The sequence below is a fragment of the Prodigiosinella confusarubida genome, assembly GCF_002847015.1.
GTDB classification, from domain to species: domain Bacteria; phylum Pseudomonadota; class Gammaproteobacteria; order Enterobacterales; family Enterobacteriaceae; genus Prodigiosinella; species Prodigiosinella aquatilis.
Genome location: NZ_CP025085.1, coordinates 2,828,039 through 2,849,406 on the forward strand (window position 1 = coordinate 2,828,039; position 21,368 = coordinate 2,849,406).

Here is a 21,368-nt window from a genome sequence, read left to right on the forward strand (position 1 = left end):
ACCTGTGTTTTACTCGATTTCAATAATTTCCTTTTCCCTTTTCTGCTCCTGTTCCAACTGACGTAATATCCGATAAACCTGTGCGACTGCCTGCAAGGTATCACGAGGAATGTAGTTGCCGGTCGGAATACGGTAAAGCGTTCGGGCCAGCCATACAAAACGGATCACCGGAATATCGGCTTGATGGGCGCGGGTGATCAGTTTCTTCGCCTGATCATCTTTCCCTTTACATAGAATGCGTGGCAACGGTGTTTTTCCCGGACGATAAAACAGCGCCACCGCATAGTGCGTAGGGTTAACCAGCAGCAGGTCCGCATCTTCAACTTTGCCTTTGGGGCGCTGGGTGGCCGGTTTATTCAATATCTCATTCGCCAGTGACTTACGATGTCCTTTCATGTGCGGATCACCTTCGGAATCTTTATGCTCACTACGGAGATCTTCATGACTCATACGTTGTTGTTTCATAAAAAAATATTTTTGCAGGCCAAAATCCAGAGCGGACAATACCAGCAGTGCCGTCAGGGTGGTGCGTGCACTATGGTGTAATATTTTCGCCACACCGTGCCAGAATCCGTCCAGGTCACCGTAAGACAGCTCCGCCAGCGACTCCAGATCGGGGATAATGACCAGATAAAATATCGTGCCGATGGTGCTCGCTTTTAGAATGTTGGTCAGCATCTCCGTCAGTTTTCGCATGGAGAACATCTGTTTGAACTGGTTGATGGGATTCAGTCGACTAAGGTCAATGCGCAGTGCTTCCGGCGCAAACAGCGGGCCATACTGGAGCCACCCGCCGACCAGACGTAACAGCACTGCCACACTGATGGTAAGCAGGCAAAACGTAGCAAGCAGGGATAACGCTTCACTGAAAATTTCTTCTGCCGCATGGCCGAATGGGTCACTCAGACGTGCCAGAGGGAGTTGCATCAATGACTGCAATTTTCCCATGCTGCGGTCTGCCAGCGCCAGAATAGTTTCCAGCAGACTGGTGCAAATCAGTAATTTTGGTACATCCTGGCTTTGGCCAACTTCCCCTTTGCGCCGCGCATCCTGTAATTTTTTGGTCGTGGGTTTTTCGGTTTTTTCGCTCACGCAGACTCCTTGCCACGCTGTTCAGGGTTGAACGGAAAAAAACAGCGGCAACAGATATTTCAGGTCGGGCAAGGCCATAATTCGACCCTCTGCAAGAAATTGCACTACTGGCATATAGACAATAAAGAATGACATACCGGCCAGGCATTTTGCCGGTACCGATAGTACGTAAACCTGTAGTTGCGGGCTATAGAGACTGAGCATGGCGATGCTGAATTCCAGTAACAACAACAGTGCCACCAGTGGACCGGCATACACCACCATGTGGCTGAAGGTTTCTTTTAACAGATCCAGATAGGTGTGAAATCCTTGCTCAGACAATGGTGGGAGCCATTGCAGGGGTGGCCAGATCTGATAACTGTCCCAGATCACTTGCATTGGGCCGGAGATACCGATGGTTAATATCAGCAGCAGAATAAATGTCTCTTTCAGCAGATGACCGAGCGGCGTGACATCTCGGCCCAGCGCCGGGTTCAGTTGCCCGCCGATCAATGCTCCGCGCTGGTTGTCAAACAGTGCGCCCACGGATTCAAACATCCAAAACGGCATGGATAGCAGTGACCCCAACAATAACCCGACAACCATTTCCTTCAGCAGCAGCCCTGTCAATATCAACCAACTAAGGTCAGTTACCATGAGTTGTTGTTGAATGGCGGTAGCGGGTACCAGTGCCAGTGTTATCACGACAATATTGCGTAACATCCCTTTGACCACCGTGAAGGAAAATATCGGTATTAGAAACAGACAAGGGTAGAGGCGGGCGACGCCCAGCGTGATGGCGAACAGAAAGTGGTAGATGCTTTCAATCGTGGAGATCATAACAACCTCATACGTGGGTATGTTCAATCATGCTGAAAGCCGTGACGGCCAGTTGAATCAGCTCGCTGCCAATCCAGCGCCCGGTCATCGCCAATACCAACCCGACAGAAACCAGTTTGACGGCAAAGGGTAGCGTCTGATCCTGAAGCTGCATGACGGCCTGTATCAGCGATACCAGTACCCCGACCATTACCGCTGCCAGCAAGGGGGGGGCCGAGAGCATCACCACCAGAACCATGGCTTGTTTGAACAGATTGAGTGTTTCCACGGCAGACTCACAAATAGCTGTAGAACAGACCGTCCAACAGACGTGTCCAGCCGTTCACCAATATGAAAAGTAATAACTTGAGTGGCAGTGAAAGGGTGGTGGGTGCCACCATCTGCATCCCAAGCGCCAGCAGTACGTTAGAAACGATCAGATCAATAACGATGAAAGGGATATAAACCAGAAACCCTATTTTGAACCCGGCCTGCAATTCCGAGAGTACAAACGCCGGGATCACCAACAGGATATTTTGGGTATTCACTTTCTCCGACATGCTTGCCGGCCACATGCGGATGCTGTTTTCATGCAGGTGGACAAGAATGTCCGGGTCACTGTTGCGCGACATGAATTTTTGTAGTGGCGTGATCCCGCTGCCGAGCGTCGTTTCCAGTGTTTCAATGCTGTTTAAATCCAGCGGCGTGTCCTGAAATTGTTGCCGGATATCGTTGAATACCGGCGCCATGATAAACAGTGTGGACGCCAGAGCGATACCATACAGCGCCATATTGGGGGGCACTTGCTGCACGCCAATGGCATTACGGGTAATGATCAACACCATGGCGATTTTAAGAAAGCAGGTACAGACGATCATCATCATCGGAATCAGTGAAAGCGCGCCGAGGAACAGGGCAAGCATCACTGGATCGAACTGACCGGAGATCATGATGCCAGCTCCTGTACAACCGGTGTGTCAGGGATGCCCATCAAGCGTTCAATTTTCAGTCCCAGTCGTCCTTCCACATCCACCAGTTCACCACAGGCCAGTGGTTGTTCCCCGTGATACAGCATGGCTTCACCGGGAATGGCGTGTTGCAGCGTCAGGATGGCCCCACGGTCAAGTCGCTGTAATTCCCGTAAGGTCATGGTCAGGTGACCACAGCGAACGGTCAGAGTAAGAGATAATGGCGGAAGTGGAACAGCGTCCAGGTTATTCGGCATGTCGTCAGATATACCATCTTCCATGGGGGTTTCAGGATTCTCATCGTCATTAAAAGGGGAAGTCATGGGGTAATCCTCACGTTCAGTCACGATAAAATGATAAGGCGCACCACCATCCATCTGGAGTTGCCCGGATAAACGCCAGCCAGCCAATAACACAGAACCCTGGCCCTCCGGCGAAAAGTATTGTGTGGGTGGCAAAATCAGGTCGCCCGGTTCCATATGCAGAATGTCATCATGGGGCAACGTCACTTCTGCCAGTATCAATGGATGATGAAAACACAGTGCTGCCGGTAGTGGATGGTGCTGAGGCACCCAGCCGGACTGCGCCAGCAGCCGCAGTAATGAAGATAAAACCATCCATAATCGGCTACGCACCTGGTGTGGTCCCAGGCTGACGCCGAGCCAAAGCGCGATATCTGGCTGGGCAGCGGGCAAAGAGGTTGGCTGCAACTCACCTAACAGTTGGCGCAGCGCCGGGCTCAAATAGTGGTTGTAAAGCGTCCAGTACCACTCCTGCGTATCCTCCTCGGCATCATCGGCTGTGCTGGAATGTTCCGGCAGCAGCGCCGGGCAGGACGAAAACAGAGACAGTACGGTGTCGGCGCTGTCCAGCAGTAATCGACCGTGGTCACAATGCCAACTGGTTTCCGTTCCGCGGAGGCTCGCTGTCTCCGCGAGATTTAGCCGTAGCTCACCGGGCTGACCGTCAAGCGTAAACGCAAAACGATAACCGGCTGCTAACCGGCGATAAACCAGTGCTTGCTGATAGCGTACTGGCGGCAAGTTAAGTGGTTGGCAGTTCATATCCCGCCCCCTGCGTTTCAAACTGTAGGTGGATTGGGCAGGCGAGTGCTTCTGACAATGAACGGCGGCAAGACTCCCGACGGGTCTTCAACTGTTCGTAAGTGTCTTTGTTAAAGCGCAATGAAACGTCCCAGCCGTTAGGCCGCAGCGATGCCATCCGCACATCAATGTCGCCGAGCTGCGGTAATTGCAGGCTAAATGCCAACGGTTCGCCGGGCCGGTTTCTCAGTGATGAAGTCAGTTCGGTTTCCAATGATTGCCAAAATGACGGTGTCACAGAATGTGTAGCGTCCGCGGCACCGCTGCCTTCCGTGTCCATCGAGGATACGGGCAGGTTTTCGGTGATAAGCAGTGCCGGTTGGGCAATCAATTGCTCAAAGCTGAGGGGGGAAGCGAACGGTTCCCAAAACGCCATATCCGCATGATTTTTTTTAGCTGGCGAAGGTTTATCCAGCTGACGGGGCGGTGTCTCATTTGAGGATGACAATCGGTTATTCATAAATGCTCCTGCTTGAGTGTTAACAAAAATTCCAGTTTTTCCACGGCTTTCTGATTCAGTCGAGTGCCTTCTCGTGCATCGCTAACCCGCTGCTGTTGAGCCAGATAGTTTTTCTGCCAGTCGGTACACAGCAAAATTTGTGCATGAACCTGGCGGATGTGTTTTTGTTCTTCTTCCAACTGATTTTTGAGTGATTCCAGCGTCTGGGTTTTTCCTACCGCTTGTCGCTGGAAGGTTTCACGGTGCCGTTGGTAGTTATCCTGTTGTTGCGCGAGGTGTTGCTGATGTTTCCGCAAGGCATGTTCAATGCGCAGCAGTTCCTGTTCTTCCTGACGCAACTGCCGCTCTGCCCGGCTGAGACGTTGACGACGGATCGGCATCAACTGGTTAAGGGTGGCATTCAGCGCCTGTGCGGCGCTATCTACTGCTTTTTCTTCGATAGCACTAGACGGTGGCATGGGTACTGAGCTCCGCTAATCGGGCCTGAATATCTTCAAATGACAATGGTTCGCGCATGGACTGCTGCAAAAAATGATTAATCTCATCATTGGCGTTCACGGCGGCATCGGTAAAGGTATCGTGTCCTGGCTGGTATTCTCCCAGCCTGATCAGCATTTCTACCTGTTTATAGGCTGCCATCAACCGCCGCACGGTACTGGCGTCACGGGTATGTGTTTTTTCGACGATATTACTCATGATGCGGCTCAGGCTCATCAGCACGTCGATGGCCGGATAGTGATTACGTTCCGCCAGATGGCGTGACAGTACGATGTGGCCATCAATCAGTGATCGCACTTCATCCGCCACCGGGTCGTTCATCGAATCCTGTTCAATCAGCACCGAGTAGAGTGCGGTAATAGCGCCTTGGCGAGTTTGCCCGGCGCGTTCCACCAGCCGTGGCAACAGGGTATACACCGACGGTGGCAGTCCGCCGCGACCTTGCGGTTCACCCAACGCCAGGCCGATTTCGCGCTGAGCACGGGCGAAGCGGGTGAGTGAATCAAGGATCAGTAACACCTGTTTTCCCTCGCTGCGGAAGGCTTCCGCGATAGCCGTGGCGGTAAAAGCCGCCCGGGCGCGTTCCATACTGCTGCGGTCTGAGGTGGCGCAGATCAGGACGGTACGGCGGCGCAATTCCTCATCCAGTTCGTGATCAAGAAATTCACGTAATTCACGGCCACGTTCTCCAATCAAACCGAACACAATGGCGTCACAGGGGGTGTTACGCGCCAGCTCGGCCAGCAGTGTGGTTTTTCCACAGCCCGCCCCGGCAAATATGCCGACACGCTGGCCGCGACCGATAGTCAGTAAACCGTCGATGGCCCGTATTCCGGTGGGCAGCGGTTGGCTGATCCGCGGGCGTTCCGTAGGGGGTGGAGCATCGCCCAACACTGGCGTGGGATGAACCGAAATGTCACCGGGTTCGACAAACGCACTGGCGCCACCTTCTTCCAGCGGGCGACCAAACCCATCCAGCACACTGCCAAACAGCGCATCGGAGATATGTACGCAATGTGGCTGGTATAACGGCGTAACCACGGCGCCCTGCGCGATACCGTCCAACGCGCCCAGCGCGGAGAGAAAGGTGTTTTCCGCGCTGAAACCAACGATTTCCGCCAGGATCTGCGTTGCATCATTGCGTTTCACCAGGCACAGATCACCTATGCGGGCGCGGGGCAGACTGGACTCCAGCAAAATGCCACTGATGCCAACGATCCGCCCCTGCAAATTGACCGGGGAATACAGCGCCAACTGCTGCCGTTGATGGCTTAGCCAGCTATCCAGTAACGGATAGCGGAGATGTCGCACGGTTTCCTGACTCATCATTTACCAGTTCACCTTAATTTGCTGCCGACCACGAAATTCAATCAGATGGTCGTCAATACTGACCAAACGAAGATTGTTCACCTCATCACCGACAAAGATTCGTCTGCCATCCGATGTCACGATATTGGCCTGTGGGCCTCTGGTGACCTGGATGATGCGGAAGGGCAATTTCTCAAGCTTCACCGTGGTGTGATCCTCAATTTGCAAGGTGGTGTTATAGCGTTGGTGGAATTGCATCAACATTCGTTCCAGGCGTTTCTGCATTGCAGGACGGATATTGCCGCTCAGTACCACATGGTTATTTTCCTGATGGGTATCAATTTCTGATAACAGATCCCGCTCTCTGAGCATGGTCTGTAGCATGCTGTTAAGCTGCGGCAGTGTACTGATAGGCATCCGGGTATCCTGTGGCGGCGGCGCTGAAGGCATGGCGGCGCTTTCCTGCAACATCCAGCTTCCCACCATCAGGAACAGCAGTACGCCCAGCAGCAGATAGCTGCACTTGGCCCACCAGGGTAACGCTGCTTTTTTCGTGGCTTTTGGCCCAGACAGGGTAGGAACCGGATCATGGTGTGACGTTTCCGGTGGTGGCAGGACATCTTCATCCGGCAGTTCAGACGGCGTCTCTTCCTGCCAGGGCAGCGCAGCGTCTACGACGCACAGCCAGAGGTGACCCAGGGCAAACGGTGTTCCCGCTTGCAGCGCCAGTTGATGTTCAATCTGATGACCTTCACTGTCACTCAGCGGGCCTTCATCGGCGTACAGCGTCCACCCCGAATCCTGCCTTTCCAATAGGCAATGTTTAGCGCTGATGCCGGGATCGTATAGCACCATATCAGACTCGTCGGAGGAACCGATACGCCATGAAGCGCCGCTCAGCGGCAGCGCGGCTCCACGATGTAATCCGGTCAGAACACGTAGCTCAAACATTTTTCCTCTTCCTATGCACTAAAAGGTTCGACTGTTTCTTGCAGATCGATACGTCCGATGACGTTAATCGACAGATGTGATTCCAGCTCAGTAAATGACAGCACCGGCACATGATGAAACTCATCTTGCAACAGCGCTCTAAGCGGGCTGCGTAAATCCTGTGCTACCAGAATCACAGCAGACAGCGGCGCCATCGGTGGAAACGCCTGACGCAGTTGCATCAGTAGCGTGGCGGCATACTCTTGCGCCAGGGCAAAGAATGTCTCGTTCTGTGTCTGGCGCAGAGCATCACGTAACAGTTCTTCGGTTTCCGGTGTTAGCAGCCAGACAAACAGGTTGTCGTCCTGACTATACTGGTGGCAAATCTGGGACTTCAGTTCCAGACGAACGTAATCGGCGAGGGCGTTGGTATCCCGCTCATGCTGGCCGATTTCGATCAGCGCTTCCGCGATGGGCCGTACCGAGCGTAGTGGTACGCGCTCTGATGCCAATCGTTGCAACACGCTGGCAAAGCGCGATAGCGGCATAATGCGTTGTAGTTCCTGCGCCAGTTCGGGTTGTTCGCCCTCCAGCCAGGCCAGAATGGATTTGGTTTCCTGGAGCCCGATAAACTGTGAACCACTGCGATGGATGGCGTTTTCCATCCGTTTCAGGATCAAGGATTCGGTGTCCCAGTGCGGTAGGGGGTCCTGTCGCAGCAAGTCATGCTCGGGAGCCAGCCACAGCCAGTGGTGCTCATCACGCGCGTTAATGCCGGGATGCATGGTGTCGTCCTGCTGCTCTTCCGGTATCAGCCGTTTTTCTACCGCGACGTGCCGGGAGCCGAAGGTCGCACGTAGCAGCGGGATTTCGTACACACAGAACTGGAATTCATCCTCTGGCACCGTGGGATTGAACTCGATATCAAATGACGGCAGGGTAAAGCCAAAGTGATAGACCAGTCGGTTTCTCAAACGGCGGATCTCTTGTACCAGCAATGCGGCCGCCTGCGCGTGCTGGAACACTGGATTAAATTGCAACAGATAAGCACGGGTTGGGTTAAAACGGCGTAAATCCTGATAGCCATTCTGTTCGGCGGGCAGATTATCTGCCGCGAGCAGGCTGTCAGCCTGCAACCCGCTTTGCTTGATCCGCCACAGTTGAAATAGCCCGCTGCCGAGGGAAATCAGACTGATAACCGCGAACACTATCGTTGGCATCCCTGGTAACAGTGCGAAACCAAACATGCCAATCGAAGAAATAATCCAGGCTTTGGGCTGACTGGTCAGTTGTTCAGCAATTTCTCGGCCAATGTTGTTATCTACTTTCTGCCCATCGGCAGAAACGCGGGTGATGATCATCCCGGCGGTCAGTGAGATCAGCAATGCCGGTATTTGGGCGATCAATCCGTCGCCAATGGTCAGTACCGAGTAGATATGCATCGCGTCACCGGCGGTCATGCCGTTTTGCAGCACACCAATGGCAAAACCACCGAGCATGTTAATGAACACAATCACCAGACTGGCGATGGCATCCCCTTTAACGAACTTCATGGCACCGTCCATCGCCCCGAACAACTGGCTCTCTTTGGCCAGATTTTCGCGGCGTTGCCGGGCCTGATGGGTTTCAATCAGGCCGGCACGCAGGTCGCTATCAATCGACATCTGCTTACCGGGCATGGCGTCGAGGGTAAAACGGGCGGCCACTTCAGCGACTCGCTCCGACCCTTTGGTGATCACCATAAAATTCACGACGGTCAGGATCAGAAAGATAACCAGCCCTACCGTCAGATTACCGCCCACCACGAAGTTACCGAATGCCTCCACCACATGCCCGGCATCTTGTTGTAGCAAGATCTGTCGAGTAGTAGAGATAGAGAGCGCCAGCCGAAACATGGTGGTCAGTAGCAATACCGCCGGGAACGTAGAAAATGCCAGCGGTTTGGGTAGATACATCGCCAAAACAATCAGCAGGGAAGACATACAGATGTTTAAGGCGATCAGCACGTCAATCAGTCCGGTTGGTAACGGGATGATCATCATGAAAACAATCGACATCACAATGACGGCACCAACGATCTCGGAACGTTGCATGGCGCTAATGGCGATGCGGTTAAGCCAGGAGATCAGTAGGCTCATGCATCCTCCTTATTTCGCTGCCCGGTCATTCATCTGTTTTTCATACTGCGCAAAATCCCCAATTAAGCCCTTAATCAATTGCAGCGCGGTCTGGCGATTTTTGCTGTCGCGCCACAACGGATGCGGTAGTTCGCTGATCAGCGGCAGTAGTGCATTGAAAAACAAAACCTGTCGGTGCGGGTCCTGACCGGCGATTTCCCGCCCCAGATTATGCAAGTCACGCACGTAAGCCCCGTTGGCACTTAACCCGATCAACCGCCGGGTTAATTCCACTGCGTTGAGGGTGCAATCTGGCAACCTGGCCGCCAGGCGTAATAGCAAACTCTGGCTGGATGACAACGTATGGCTCAGGTGACGCGAATCATTCAGATTGCTCAGCATTTTGCTCAGTATCGATTTGGAAATGGACGGTGCCAGCGAGGCGATATCGGCTGCCAGCGCCCGTTGTAAGGTGCGCAGTCCGGCGGCGAAATGCTGAGAATCAAAGCGCTCTAACAGAGCATCCAGCAGCGAACTGGTGGATTGCTGATGAACAATTTTCTGGTAGTAGAGTTCGCGTAGTGCCTGTTTATGGTTCGGATCGGTGCTGAACAGAGAAATCGACGCGGCGGTGTTCAAACCAGCGCGGACTTCCGGGCCTTTTTCCTGATGTAGTTGTGTCAGGCTGTGGGTCGCGGTTTTCGAAAGTGTGGCATCTTGTGTCTGCGTCTGATTAATCACATGGCGCAACACGATATCAGCGCGGGCGGCATCACCTCCGGCCGTCGTGATGATAGCCTCTACCGTAGGGGGTTCAGACTGGTTGAGTAGTGCCTTCATCTGAAGGATTTGTTGATCCAGTGTCGGCTGTTTTGGGTTCTCCAATAGATGGAACAATTCCGTCAATTTTTCGATGCGCTCAACATTGGCGGCAAGTCGGCTTTCGGGTTGTGTGATTTGTCGGCGGTTTAAGGCTTTGCTTTTTCTTTCTACCTGTTCGCCAAAGGTCATAGACACTTCTTCCATTGAATCATGTAGGGAAGACGCGGCGTGAGTGACATGAGGCGCGCTGGTTTTTGCTGGCGTGGTGACGGATTCCTGGTTATCCACATCATGGGTAATTGGCGTGGAACCCGTGTTGAGTGCGGAAGAAATGTTGGGGATCGTGATCATTTTCCTGTCCTGCCTGAATCAGGCTGTACTGCAACGATGTGCTGTTATGTGGTGGGCAGGAAAATGTGGTTCCCGTTAAAAATAGTTGCATCGCAAATAATAAATCACGGTCAGTAATATGGTGATCATGCTAATACTTTCTAATTTACGGCACTGCAAACTCTTGCAATATCGTCTTTTTTTACCAGCGAAAATTTGCATTAAAATGCAAAAGTTAAAATATAAATTTGTTTTAAAACAATTAGTTAATTTGCATTAAGGGTGTGGCACACGCTTTGCTATCTCGCTCATGCCAATGAGGGCATAACGAGGGAGAGTTAGCAAAATGGAAACCACCACACTGAAACAAATTGAGCTGTGCCAGATATATACCCCTATTAACAATGTGGACTGGGAACAGATATTTCGACAGCACGGTAAGCGACTGCACAATTTCATTCGTAAGCGTGTGTCTAACCGTGAGGATGTAGAAGATTTACAGCAAATGACCTATCTGGAAGTGTTAAAAAACAGCGAGAAGTTCGCTGGTGCCTCACGTCCTGAAACCTGGGTATTTGGTATTGCTCTCAACCTGGTGCGTAATCATTTCAAGCAGGCCCGTATCCGTGCCAATGAAGTGGGTGATGAAATACTGGAGTTTCTGTCCAACGATATTGATCCGAGTCGTATTGTCGAATGCGACTATTCGCTGGTCAGGGCTGTTGCGGCAACGGCTCAACTGCCGGAAGAAACCCGTAAAATGTTACTGATGCTGATTGATTCTGATGTCAGTTATCAGGATATCGCCAACATGCTGAATATCCCGATTGGCACTGTACGTTCGCGACTATCCCGTGCCAGGCATTTTCTCCGTCAGGCGGTAGACGCCTAACTTCATTCCTGACACAAAAAAGGAGTTGAAGGAAACCTGTCAGTCAGTTTTATCACACGGTCGCAGGTAATCTTCTTAATGGGGGATCCTGTGGTTTTCCTGTTCTGCCTGTACCGATAGCGATTCTCTGATACAGGCAGACTCAGCGATAGCAAGGAGATGGCTATGTTATATACACCGACTTCTCAGCAAACACCAACCCCGGATGGTGTTCCCCAGCTTGAACTGGTGGATTTTGCTTTCAGCCGTATCAAAGATGCCATTTATATCGTCAATGAGCTGGAACAGTTTTGTTATACCAATGATGAGGCCTGCCGCATCCTGGGTTATAGCCGTAATGAATTCCATCATATGCGTGTTCAGGATATCGACCCGAGCTGGAACAACGAGTCGGCACACCGCAGTTGGCGTGATCCCCGAACCTGGCAACGGGGTTTATCCTTTGAGACCCAGCATAAAACCCGTTATGGGATGATTATTCCAGTTGAAGTCAGCATCAATCATTTCAGACATAAAGGCCGAAAATACAGTATGTGTGTCGTCAGGGATATCCGTGAGCGTAAACATATCGAGCAGTTGGCCTATGCACGGGAACAGGAATTTCGGGCGCTGGTTGAAAACAGCCCGGATGTCATTATTCGTTTTGATCCGCAGCTGAACTGTCAATATGCCAATCCTGCCGCGCTGAACCATCTGGGGTTTGCGGCAGAACAGTTGTATGGCCGCCAGATAACGGAACTGTTACCCAACGCCAAATGTGCTCTACGGATTACTCAACTGGTGCAACTGGTGGTGGGAACAAAAAGTAGTGCCGAAGGAGAATTGACGGAGGATATTGGGAATATCGATGAAAAACATCATGTTATTTACCATATTAGCTGTGTGCCGGAATTCAACCCAGACGGATATCTGGTCTCGATCCTCACTGTCGGCCGGGATATTACCGCCATTCGCTATGCGGAAAAGAAGCTAGAGGACTCCCACATGCAACTGCGGTTGCTGGCGCGACAGCGCGAGATTTCTCGCGAAGATGAACGTAAGCATATTGCCCGGGAAATCCATGATGAACTGGGGCAGCACCTGACCTCCATGCGGATGGGTTTGTCGTTAATGCGAATGCAGTTTGCAAAAGATAATCCACATCTGCTCACGCAATTACAAAATCTGATGACATTGTCGGATAAGACCATTCAGGTGGTCAGGAATGTTGCCACCCGCCTGCGGCCCAACGTACTGGATATGGGGTTGACGCCGGCGCTGGAATGGTTACGGGATGATTTTATCCGCCAATATGGCTGTAACTGCCAACTCCAGGCACCGGAACCCGAAGTGGTGCTGAACGATGAATGCGCCACGGCGGCATTTCGTGTTGTGCAGGAATCTCTAACCAATATCGCCCGTTATGCCAAGGCGAGTCAGGTGAAAATTACGCTGGAAAATCGTGAAGGTCTGATTGTGCTGAGTGTGCAGGATAATGGCGACGGGTTTGACACCTCGGTCAGAAAGCCGCACGCATTTGGCCTGATGGGGATGAGAGAACGTGGGCGAATGTTGGGTGGCGAAGTGGTGATTGAAAGCGGCGTTGATAAGGGAACATTGGTTCGCCTGACTTTCCCGCAGAGTGCGGGCTTGCGTTAAGTGTAGCGGCATTGAGGTTTGGAGATGATTATATAATGTGCAAACAAATTCGATTAATGATTGCCGATGATCACGCCATTATGCGTGAAGGACTGAAACAAATTTTCGCGTTGGATCACTTGCTTGAAGTGGTTGCCGAAGCGGGAACCGGGTCACAGGTGTTGATGAAGCTGCGTAGCAACGAAATAGATTTATTGTTGTTGGATATGAGTATGCCGGGTATTTGTGGTGAAGAGCTGATTATTCGGATCGCGGCGCAGTATCCGCGACTGCCGATACTGGTGCTGAGTATGTATAGCGAACCTCAAATTGCCCTTAGAGTGTTGAAAAGTGGAGCCCAGGGTTACATTACGAAGGATAGGGACCCGGAAACCCTACTGTCCGCTATCCGACGGGTGGCCCAGGGTTCGCGTTATATCGATCACACCATTGCTGAGCAGATCGTGTTTTCAGACACAAATACCCATGATGGTGGCCGGGATGAAAGACTGACGCCCCGAGAGCACCAGATTATGATCATGCTGGCGCAGGGAATGGGGATTAATGCGATTGCTGAAGCATTAACTATCAGCAATAAAACCGTGAGTACCCATAAGTCGCGTTTAATGGAAAAAATGTGTTTTATCACCAATGCCGATATTGTGAAATACGCACTGAGCAGGCGTTTGGTCCCTTGAGCGCCGCGCAATCATGATGACTCCTGTTCACGGTGTAAGGATTTCCCTACCGCCCATATCCGAAATTCCTACTGTAACTTCAGCCGTTGGCTGATGGTTCGTCACGGCAATGACGGTAATGCTTTATTAGTTTCATTAACTTTTAGTAAGAAATGTATGTATATCGTAAATTATCGTTAAATAATGCTAATGGCCATAATGATGTAACACGATGATTAATTAGTAAAAAAAGATCTGTTAAGGATAACCCGAAAGGGTACAGGAGTTGTCATGAATGTCAGAAATTACAGTGAACCGAAGCCGCAGATTCACTGTTTACCCCATGAGCCTTTTTTTGAATACCCACGAGAGGATATCCACGGCACATTGTTATCCCTTATCAATGATATCGCCCCGCTAAATGTTGACATCGTCCTGGAGGGGGAAACTGGTACCGGCAAAGATACCTTGGCGCGTCGCATTCATAAGTTGTCTGGTTGTAGTGGCCCGCTGGTGGCAGTGAATTGTGCCGCCATTCCGGAAAGTCTGGCGGAAAGTGAATTGTTTGGTGTGGTTTCCGGTGCTTATACCGGCGCCAACCGTTCCCGGGCCGGTTATCTGGAAACGGCTGACAAAGGTATTCTTTTTTTGGACGAAATAGACAGTATGCCATTGACACTACAGGCAAAAATGTTGCGTGTTTTGGAGAATCGGGGGATTGAACGTCTGGGTAGCACCCAGTTTAAAGCCGTGGATATGCGGGTTATTGTCGCCACCCAGACACCTTTGTCAAAGCTGGTGGAGGAGGGCCGCTTTCGTCGTGATCTTTATTTCCGGCTGGATACCGTCAAAATTCAGCTTCCAACGCTACGTTCGCGTATCGACATCATCCTGCCGATGTTTCAACGCTTCACTCGAGAAGCCTCTGCCCGCCTGAAACGGTCTTCTCCACCGATACCCGTTTCCGTCCATGAACGCCTGCTGACGCATAGTTGGCAAGGCAACATCCGTGAGCTTAAGGCTGCGGCAGAGCGTTGGGTGCTGGGCCTGCCGCCGTTGCCGATGGTCATGGAAACCTCAGCACAACATCACCCCTTGCTGAAAGAGCGCTTGCGCCGCATCGAGAAATTTCTGATCCAGGACGCTCTGACGCGTAATGGTCATTGTATTGATGATGTGGTGACAGAACTGGGCATCCCGAAAAGAACGCTCTATCACCGGATCAAACTGTTGAATGTGCGATCTGCCAACGGTTGCACGCCATGCAGGACCATTCTGACCGGCAACGAAAAAAACTGACAATAGGTCGGAACCGTGACGTGGTATCTCCTACTTAATGGATGAACACGATAACGATGTAAGTCGATAAGTGTTCAACCAACGTAGTTAACATAACCAATTGATATCTGGAGATACATATTATGATGGGACTTTCTAATGCAGCTTCAATGGCTTCCATGGCGACCCTGGACAAAACCATGGCGGAAACCACCGCAATGACCACGGCTGCTCAATCACAGAAAATGAAAACCGACGCCATCAGCTCTATTACCGATGGCCAGATGGACTCTGCCACCAAAGTGATGAACTCAGGACAGAAAGCGGCGAAAGCCATTCAGTTCTGATGTGCTACAGGTAGTCGACTACCGGGGGGACTCCCCCGGTTATTACAAAGGTAAACTTCCATCGGCAAGGGATAGATACATGATGAAAATCACACATGTCAATGCATTCAAGGGAGTGATAAATGACGGTGAACCGCGCAGTCTGGATGTTCCGGCATCGGCTGATGTGAATTGGTTCAGTGCGGCATTGAACCCGATATCAAACGTTATGCCATCTGCTGATGATAAATCCTGGGTAAACACGCTGGTTGAAAAATCCAATCATCTGGATAACTTGCTGGAACACGCCGAGCGTCAGGTCGGAAAGAGTGTCAGTACCAACAATCCGAAAGATGTTATGGATGCCACCCGAACGCTGTCCTCTTTCTATCTGGAAAGTCTGATGAACGCGAAGGTGGTGGCGAAAAGCGTGCAGAGTCTGGAAAAACTGACCAACTTACAATAGTGGCCTTCCATGAGTAAATCCGTTCTGAATCGATGCCTTATCCTGCTGCTGACCCTGATACTGGCTGGCTGTGGTGACCAGGTGGAACTACACCGCGGCCTGTCTGAAAACGATGCCAATGAAGTGATTGCCGCGCTGGGGGGGTATCACATCGAGGCAGAAAAACGCCTGGATAAAACCGGCGTCACCATTCTTCTTGATAAAAAAGACATTGATCGAGCAGTAAATATCCTGAGTGCCGCCGGATTACCTCGCCAGGCCAGAACCAATCTGGGGGAAGTGTTCCAGAAAAGTGGGGTGATTTCGACGCCATTGGAAGAACGCGCCCGTTATATCTATGCATTGTCTCAGGAAGTGGAATCCACACTGACACAGATTGACGGTGTTCTCGTCGCTCGTGTGCATGTGGTACTTCCAGAGCGTATTGCACCGGGAGAGCCTATCCAACCGGCGTCCGCTGCCGTGTTTATCAAGTATCGTCCTGAGCTGGAGCCCGACAGCATTGAGCCGCGTATTCGTCGGATGGTGGCCAGCAGTATCCCCGGCTTGGCCGGAAAAAGTGATAAGGATTTAGCCATCGTGTTCGTTCCTGCCGAGCCGTACATCGATCATATTCCCATGATATCTCTCGGCCCATTTCAGTTTACCCCGCAAGAGATGGCGCAATTGCAGTGGGTAGTCACCCTGTTGATCCTGTCCGTCATTGGCGCATTGGGCTGGTTGATTGGTAAACCCTGGTGGATTCAGCATCAGGAACAGAAAAAATCGACCCCACCACAGGGAGTGTAACGTGATGAATCCAGATACCCACGAGATAACACCGCAAGACCGTCTGGCATGGGTGCAGTGGTGGGTCTACGGCTGTGGATTACAGGCGGATAACAGCTGGCATGCCGCGGGAGAGCGTGCCGGGGAAGCCGCTTTGTTGGCGTCTGTCGCACCGGTCTATCACCATCTTCTGCGCTCGCGCCGGACGGTGCCTGACGACTTTCCAGCATGGCCGGAACCGAAGTTGTTACATCTGGCCGCACTGCATCCGGTACAGCGCCAATGGGTGCTGATCCTGATTGCCACTGTATGCCGTGAACAGCCGCAGAACCGCTTGTCTGAATCTGTATCGGTGTGGTGTCGAAGGTTGGCGAAAGCGCTGCGACCGGGATTATGGCTACCGGATACCTTACTGTTTAACACCCGGCGAGATAGCGATGCACTTTGCATCCTGCGTAGTCACTATCCGGCGGCATGCTGGTCTCGGTTGCGGTTGCTGTTTCCACAAACCGTAAGTGAGCAGGCTGAACAGCATGAAATTGGTGGTTTACCCGCCGCACGGATAACGACGTTGTGTGAGGCCATTATGTGGAAAGTCAGCGATAGCGCGGCATTTATCACGCCATCGCCGATGTAGTAAACCTGTCGGGATGGATACCGGGAAACATTGCCTACAACGGAATAAGCCGGGGAGAGGATTATCATGCTTACCAGAAGAAAACTGGCGTTGGTCGCCGGAATGGATGCCGAGGACGTCGGGTTAATCAAAGCTGAACGACTGCAACAACATTGGCTCGGTCTGGATGTGTTGGCGCAGGCGCGTCAGCAGTCGACGGCGTTGATTGAGGAGGCCCGCCAACAAGCGCAGGACGTGATCTTGCGCACGACCGAACAGGCGGAGCAACAATTCTGGCGGCAGGCGGATGACATCCTGCGCGGCTGGCAACAGGAGCGGGATGAAATGGAAGCGTACCTGGCCTCTCAGGCCGGGCAAATTCTGGCTGACGCCATGACGCAATTGTTGACAGATGTGCCGGATCCCCAGCGCCATCAGGCATTATTGCGCCAGTTACTCCGGACTCAGGGCGGCGAAGGTCGTGGGATGCTGTACTGTCATCCTCATCGTAAAGCCGACGTTACCGCGTGGTTGGATGAGCATGCCCATCTGGGCTGGAAGCTCAACGGTGATGATACGTTGGCGGAAGATGCCTTAAAGTTGGTCACGCCACAGGGCGTGATGACACTGAGCTGGCAACAGGCCGTAGATCAATTATTGCCCAAGGCTGATGTTATTCCACTGCATGAATAATGGCCCGGACAGTGAGGTAATGGGCAGTCGAACCACTGCCCGACGGACAACGATCCAGGACGGTTCCTTATGGGACGTCGCGTTTTTTGTCAGCTTGACTATCGGTTTGTGGCCCGATAACGGTCGATTTATTCTCACTTATCCATTGCTACAAAAACGACACTTCTCCATTGGAACTCCCATTTCACACCAACCACACAACTACAGGTCAACAATACGGGAGTAATAATGATGTCTTCACCTACCGCACTGCAACGTCGACTCGACTCGGCTTTTTCTGATGCGCAGTCACGGCTTGATGATCTGGCCATGAATGTCGCTGATGAAGGTGCCAGCCTGTCAGACACTTATGCCTTTTATGAAGCCAGTATGGATTACTCGAACGCCAACTGGGCGGCCGGGCAAATGCTGAGCGTCAAACATGGCTTGGCTAAGGCCATCATCAATGACTTCAACTGAGTTAGTCACCGTTATTGGGCGCTGGCTGGATAGTACGGCGGCGCAATTCACGTTGCATATTGATGGTAGCCCGGTGGTGCTGAGTCGCTATCGTTGCGGTGTAGGTTGTGCGGCGGTACTGGCGTTGTCGGTCAGCATTGATGACCAGTTACTTCAGGTCGCATTGCAGTTTTCCTCTCCGGCACGACATCGGTTTGGTACCCAGGCAGCAGCGTTGGCCTATTCGCCTGTGGACGAACAACTGTGGTTGTTGACACACCATGAGCCAGATAACCCCATACAACTGTGCCGCACACTGGAAACACTGGCTAATCAACGAGATGTGTGGCAAAGCCTGTTAGCGCCTGCTGTCAAGTCGGTATCCCACTCCGCGCTGAATTTGAAAACGCTGGCATTTTTGCAAGGAGATCAGCATGCGTCGTAACACGTTGTATACCATCCTGTTTACCCTTTATCGCTGGTTTTGCTGGTCATTGGTTTTTTTGGGTATGGTTCCTATGGCGCACTCATCCACACCGACTGAATGGCGCAAGGGGGCTTATGCCTATTCCGCAGAACAGACGCCGTTATCGGAAGTATTGCAGGATTTTGCTAATAGCCATGGCGTGGATCTGGTGCTGGGCCATATTCCGGACGTGAGTGTGGACGCTAAAATCAGAGCCGACAATCCGGTTGCTTTTCTTGACCGACTGGCGCTGGAGTACCGTTTCCAATGGTTTGTTTATAACACGACCCTTTATGTGAGTGCGAAGGATGAACAAACCTCGGTACGGCTGGAAATTTCCCCCGAAGCGGCACCCGATCTGAAGCAGGCGCTGACCGGAATCGGGTTGCTGGATTCTCGTTTTGGCTGGGGTGAGTTGCCGGATGATGGCGTAGTGCTGGTTACCGGCCCGGCAGAGTATGTAAACCTGATCCGCCGTTTTAGCCAACAGCGGGAAACCAAGGATGATCGCCGCAAAGTCATGCTCTTTCCTCTGCGATACGCTTCCGTTTCTGACCGGACTATCCAGTATCGGGGTCAGAATCTGATTATCCCCGGAGTGGCCACCATTTTAAGCGAACTGATGGATGGTAATCGAAACCTTCCAGCCGGAGCGGCGGCGAGCAGCAATGGCAACGCTGAAAACGCAGCCGGTGGGCCGATGGCAATAGCGGATAGCGGAATGCGGGCGATACAGAACAGCGCCAGCTCAATGCTGGTGCGTCTGGCAACCCGCGGCAGTGCTGGCCGGGAGGCCGGGAGCCGTCAGCGTGACGCACAACTTAATGGCAAAGTATCGGCAGATGTGCGGAATAACGCGTTGTTAATTCGTGACGATGAAAAACGGCGTGATGAATATCAGCAGCTTATCGACAAGATCGATGTTCCGCAGAAGTTGGTCAATATTGACGCCGTTATTCTGGATATTGACCGCACGGCCCTGTCGCGGCTGGAAGCCAACTGGCAGGGGAAATTGGGTGCGGTAACGGGCGGTGTCAGCATGATGTCAGGGTCCAGTACCTTATTTATCAGCGATTTTAAACGCTTCTTTGCTGATATCCAGGCGCTGGAGGGCGAGGGTACGGCCTCTATCGTGGCGAATCCTTCCGTGTTAACGCTGGAGAATCAGCCTGCGGTCATTGATTTTAGTCGGACGGCATTTATTACCGCGACTGGTGAGCGGGTCGCCAATATTCAACCCATTACTGCCGGAACCAGCCTACAGGTGACACCACGAGTAGTGGGACAAGGTCGTCAGAGTAGTATCCAATTGGTGATTGATATTGAAGATGGGCAAGTCGAAACCAATACCGACGGCAATGCCTCCGGTGTTAAGCGCGGCACGGTGAGTACACAAGCGTTGATTGGTGAAAATCGCTCGCTGGTATTGGGCGGCTTTCATGTAGAGGAGAGTGGTGATCGTGACAAACGGATCCCGCTACTGGGCGATATTCCCTGGATCGGTAAACTGTTCACTTCCCGGCAGCATGAAATTTCCCGACGTGAACGATTGTTCATCCTGACACCCCATCTTATTGGTGATCAAACTGACCCCTCCCGCTATGTTTCGGCGGATAACCGACGTCAATTGAATGACATGATAGGACGGGTATCGCAGCGTAACAGCAAAACCGATTTCTACAATGTGGTTGAAAATGCATTGCGCGATCTGGCCAACGGGCAAACACCCGCCGGTTTTACCACCGAACACACTGGCACCCGATTGAGTGAAATCTGTCGCCCGAATATGTCGCTGTTGTATGAAGGGAGTCGTAATCAATGGTACAGCACGTCTGCGGTCAATCTCACTGTGGGCGTTGTGAAGAACACCGGCAATCGCCCTCAACGTTTTGATGAAGCCAGTTGTTCCGGCAATCGCACGTTGGCGGTAGCCGCCTGGCCTAAAACCATGTTGGCTCCCGGTGAATCCACCGAGGTATATTTGGCGTTGCAAGCGTCTCGTAACGTGCAACCTTCCAGAACCTCGTTAATCAAACCATAAGCCTTTAAGGAGGCGTGCATTGATTCATCAACGAATTCTATTATTGAGTGGTGCGCTGTTGTTAAGTGCCTGTAGCAGCGTTACGCCACAAGAAAGCTGTACTTCAGTCGCCTGCCGGCCACAGCCGCAAGCACGGCAGTTGGTTATCTGGTGGCAACCTGATTTGCGTACCGGCGCGTCGGATTTCACACAGGTTAGCGTTCAATGACAACTTCATTACCGCTCTTCGAGCGTCACGCCGACTTTGTCGCGGCCATGAATCGTCATCAGGCCGCTCGATGGATCCCTCACTCTGGTGTCGAGCTGATTTTTCAGTACGGTGAATCAGGAAAAGAACTGATGATGCAGATCCAACCGGGGCAGCAGTATCCCGGTATGCTGCGCAATATCTTGAGCCGGCGGTATACCGAGGCTGCGGATATAGAGAACTGCCATCTGGCACTAAATGGCGACAACGTATTGATTCTCTGGTGGTCACTGTTACAGCCACCGGTAGAGTATCCGGCGGTTATTCGACAATTGTTTCATCTGGCGGGGCTGGAACTGCCGACCTGAAGAAGATGGAGTAAACATCATTTTTTGCCTGAAATCGTCACGGTCAGGAACTGTTCTACTTCTGTTATCACTCAATAGACAAGTATCTATAGCAATGCCGACATCGTGA

The 21,368-nt window shown here is 52.0% G+C and carries 25 protein-coding genes; 14 read left to right on the forward strand and 11 right to left on the reverse strand.

Going from position 1 to position 21,368, the window contains the following annotated elements:
* Positions 1–9 precede the first annotated feature (9 nt).
* The 11 genes from sctU to sctW are packed head-to-tail and all read right to left on the reverse strand — an operon-like array spanning position 10 to position 10,447.
* Positions 10–1,092: a type III secretion system export apparatus subunit SctU gene (sctU, locus tag CWC46_RS12745; RefSeq protein WP_021016184.1), complete on the reverse strand. Its 1,083-nt coding sequence runs from the start codon at positions 1,090–1,092 to the stop codon at positions 10–12.
* Positions 1,093–1,113: 21 nt separating this feature from the next.
* A complete protein-coding gene (gene sctT, locus CWC46_RS12750) occupies positions 1,114–1,911 on the reverse strand; it encodes a type III secretion system export apparatus subunit SctT (protein WP_021016183.1) in 798 nt (265 codons plus the stop codon).
* Positions 1,912–1,918: 7 nt separating this feature from the next.
* Positions 1,919–2,179, reverse strand: coding sequence for a type III secretion system export apparatus subunit SctS (gene sctS, locus CWC46_RS12755; RefSeq protein WP_021016182.1), 261 nt, complete (start codon positions 2,177–2,179; stop codon positions 1,919–1,921).
* A 7-nt stretch (positions 2,180–2,186) separates the two neighbouring features.
* On the reverse strand, positions 2,187–2,840 hold the full coding sequence (gene sctR, locus CWC46_RS12760) for a type III secretion system export apparatus subunit SctR (RefSeq protein WP_021016181.1): 654 nt from the start codon (positions 2,838–2,840) through the stop codon (positions 2,187–2,189).
* Positions 2,837–3,922, reverse strand: coding sequence for a FliM/FliN family flagellar motor switch protein (locus tag CWC46_RS12765; RefSeq protein WP_021016180.1), 1,086 nt, complete (start codon positions 3,920–3,922; stop codon positions 2,837–2,839). Before CWC46_RS12765 ends, sctR begins: the two co-directional genes overlap by 4 nt.
* Complete coding sequence (locus tag CWC46_RS12770) at positions 3,903–4,421, reverse strand: type III secretion system HrpP C-terminal domain-containing protein (RefSeq protein WP_021016179.1); 519 nt, start codon at positions 4,419–4,421, stop codon at positions 3,903–3,905. Before CWC46_RS12770 ends, CWC46_RS12765 begins: the two co-directional genes overlap by 20 nt.
* Positions 4,418–4,879, reverse strand: a complete 462-nt coding sequence (locus tag CWC46_RS12775; RefSeq protein ID WP_021016178.1) for a hypothetical protein — start codon at positions 4,877–4,879, stop codon at positions 4,418–4,420. Before CWC46_RS12775 ends, CWC46_RS12770 begins: the two co-directional genes overlap by 4 nt.
* Positions 4,866–6,245 (reverse strand): type III secretion system ATPase SctN, encoded by a 1,380-nt coding sequence (gene sctN / locus CWC46_RS12780; RefSeq protein ID WP_237160234.1) that lies wholly within the window; start codon positions 6,243–6,245, stop codon positions 4,866–4,868. The genes CWC46_RS12775 and sctN overlap by 14 nt, the downstream gene beginning before the upstream one ends.
* Positions 6,246–6,248: 3 nt before the next feature.
* Positions 6,249–7,178, reverse strand: a complete 930-nt coding sequence (locus tag CWC46_RS12785) for an FHA domain-containing protein (RefSeq protein ID WP_021016176.1) — start codon at positions 7,176–7,178, stop codon at positions 6,249–6,251.
* Positions 7,179–7,189: 11 nt separating this feature from the next.
* Positions 7,190–9,295, reverse strand: a complete 2,106-nt coding sequence (gene sctV / locus CWC46_RS12790; RefSeq protein WP_021016175.1) for a type III secretion system export apparatus subunit SctV — start codon at positions 9,293–9,295, stop codon at positions 7,190–7,192.
* Positions 9,296–9,304: 9 nt separating this feature from the next.
* Positions 9,305–10,447: a type III secretion system gatekeeper subunit SctW gene (gene sctW, locus CWC46_RS12795; RefSeq protein WP_021016174.1), complete on the reverse strand. Its 1,143-nt coding sequence runs from the start codon at positions 10,445–10,447 to the stop codon at positions 9,305–9,307.
* A 325-nt stretch (positions 10,448–10,772) separates the two neighbouring features.
* Here sctW and CWC46_RS12800 point away from each other — a divergent pair, with 325 nt between their 5' ends.
* The 14 genes from CWC46_RS12800 (at position 10,773) to hrpV (ending at position 21,259) form a co-directional block, all read left to right on the forward strand.
* Positions 10,773–11,318 (forward strand): RNA polymerase sigma factor, encoded by a 546-nt coding sequence (locus CWC46_RS12800; protein WP_021016173.1) that lies wholly within the window; start codon positions 10,773–10,775, stop codon positions 11,316–11,318.
* Positions 11,319–11,483: 165 nt separating this feature from the next.
* Positions 11,484–12,956: a PAS domain-containing sensor histidine kinase gene (locus tag CWC46_RS12805; protein WP_021016172.1), complete on the forward strand. Its 1,473-nt coding sequence runs from the start codon at positions 11,484–11,486 to the stop codon at positions 12,954–12,956.
* A gap of 35 nt (positions 12,957–12,991) precedes the next feature.
* Entirely contained in the window at positions 12,992–13,633 is a 642-nt protein-coding gene (locus CWC46_RS12810; protein ID WP_021016171.1) for a response regulator transcription factor, read from the forward strand.
* Positions 13,634–13,903: 270 nt separating this feature from the next.
* Positions 13,904–14,911, forward strand: coding sequence for a sigma 54-interacting transcriptional regulator (locus CWC46_RS12815; RefSeq protein ID WP_021016170.1), 1,008 nt, complete (start codon positions 13,904–13,906; stop codon positions 14,909–14,911).
* Positions 14,912–15,030: 119 nt separating this feature from the next.
* Complete coding sequence (locus CWC46_RS12820) at positions 15,031–15,237, forward strand: type III secretion system major pilin HrpA (RefSeq protein ID WP_037381789.1); 207 nt, start codon at positions 15,031–15,033, stop codon at positions 15,235–15,237.
* A gap of 79 nt (positions 15,238–15,316) precedes the next feature.
* Entirely contained in the window at positions 15,317–15,682 is a 366-nt protein-coding gene (locus CWC46_RS12825; RefSeq protein ID WP_021016168.1) for an EscI/YscI/HrpB family type III secretion system inner rod protein, read from the forward strand.
* A gap of 9 nt (positions 15,683–15,691) precedes the next feature.
* Entirely contained in the window at positions 15,692–16,471 is a 780-nt protein-coding gene (gene sctJ / locus CWC46_RS12830; protein ID WP_021016167.1) for a type III secretion system inner membrane ring lipoprotein SctJ, read from the forward strand.
* 4 nt (positions 16,472–16,475) lie between these two features.
* Complete coding sequence (locus CWC46_RS12835; protein ID WP_021016166.1) at positions 16,476–17,087, forward strand: hypothetical protein; 612 nt, start codon at positions 16,476–16,478, stop codon at positions 17,085–17,087.
* 66 nt (positions 17,088–17,153) lie between these two features.
* The gene (gene sctL / locus CWC46_RS12840; protein WP_021016165.1) at positions 17,154–17,759 is read left to right on the forward strand and encodes a type III secretion system stator protein SctL; all 606 of its coding nucleotides are present in this window, start codon (positions 17,154–17,156) and stop codon (positions 17,757–17,759) included.
* Between the two features lie 231 nt (positions 17,760–17,990).
* Positions 17,991–18,218 carry a type III secretion protein HrpF gene (locus CWC46_RS12845; protein WP_037382042.1) on the forward strand — a complete coding sequence of 76 codons (228 nt, stop codon included), beginning with the start codon at positions 17,991–17,993 and terminating at the stop codon, positions 18,216–18,218.
* Positions 18,205–18,642 carry a type III secretion system chaperone gene (locus CWC46_RS12850; protein ID WP_021016163.1) on the forward strand — a complete coding sequence of 146 codons (438 nt, stop codon included), beginning with the start codon at positions 18,205–18,207 and terminating at the stop codon, positions 18,640–18,642. Before CWC46_RS12845 ends, CWC46_RS12850 begins: the two co-directional genes overlap by 14 nt.
* Positions 18,632–20,704, forward strand: a complete 2,073-nt coding sequence (sctC, locus tag CWC46_RS12855; RefSeq protein WP_021016162.1) for a type III secretion system outer membrane ring subunit SctC — start codon at positions 18,632–18,634, stop codon at positions 20,702–20,704. The genes CWC46_RS12850 and sctC overlap by 11 nt, the downstream gene beginning before the upstream one ends.
* Positions 20,705–20,723: 19 nt before the next feature.
* On the forward strand, positions 20,724–20,912 hold the full coding sequence (hrpT, locus tag CWC46_RS12860; protein WP_037381786.1) for an HrpT family type III secretion system protein: 189 nt from the start codon (positions 20,724–20,726) through the stop codon (positions 20,910–20,912).
* Complete coding sequence (gene hrpV / locus CWC46_RS12865; RefSeq protein ID WP_021016161.1) at positions 20,909–21,259, forward strand: HrpV family type III secretion system protein; 351 nt, start codon at positions 20,909–20,911, stop codon at positions 21,257–21,259. The genes hrpT and hrpV overlap by 4 nt, the downstream gene beginning before the upstream one ends.
* The last annotated feature ends 109 nt before the right edge of the window (positions 21,260–21,368 follow it).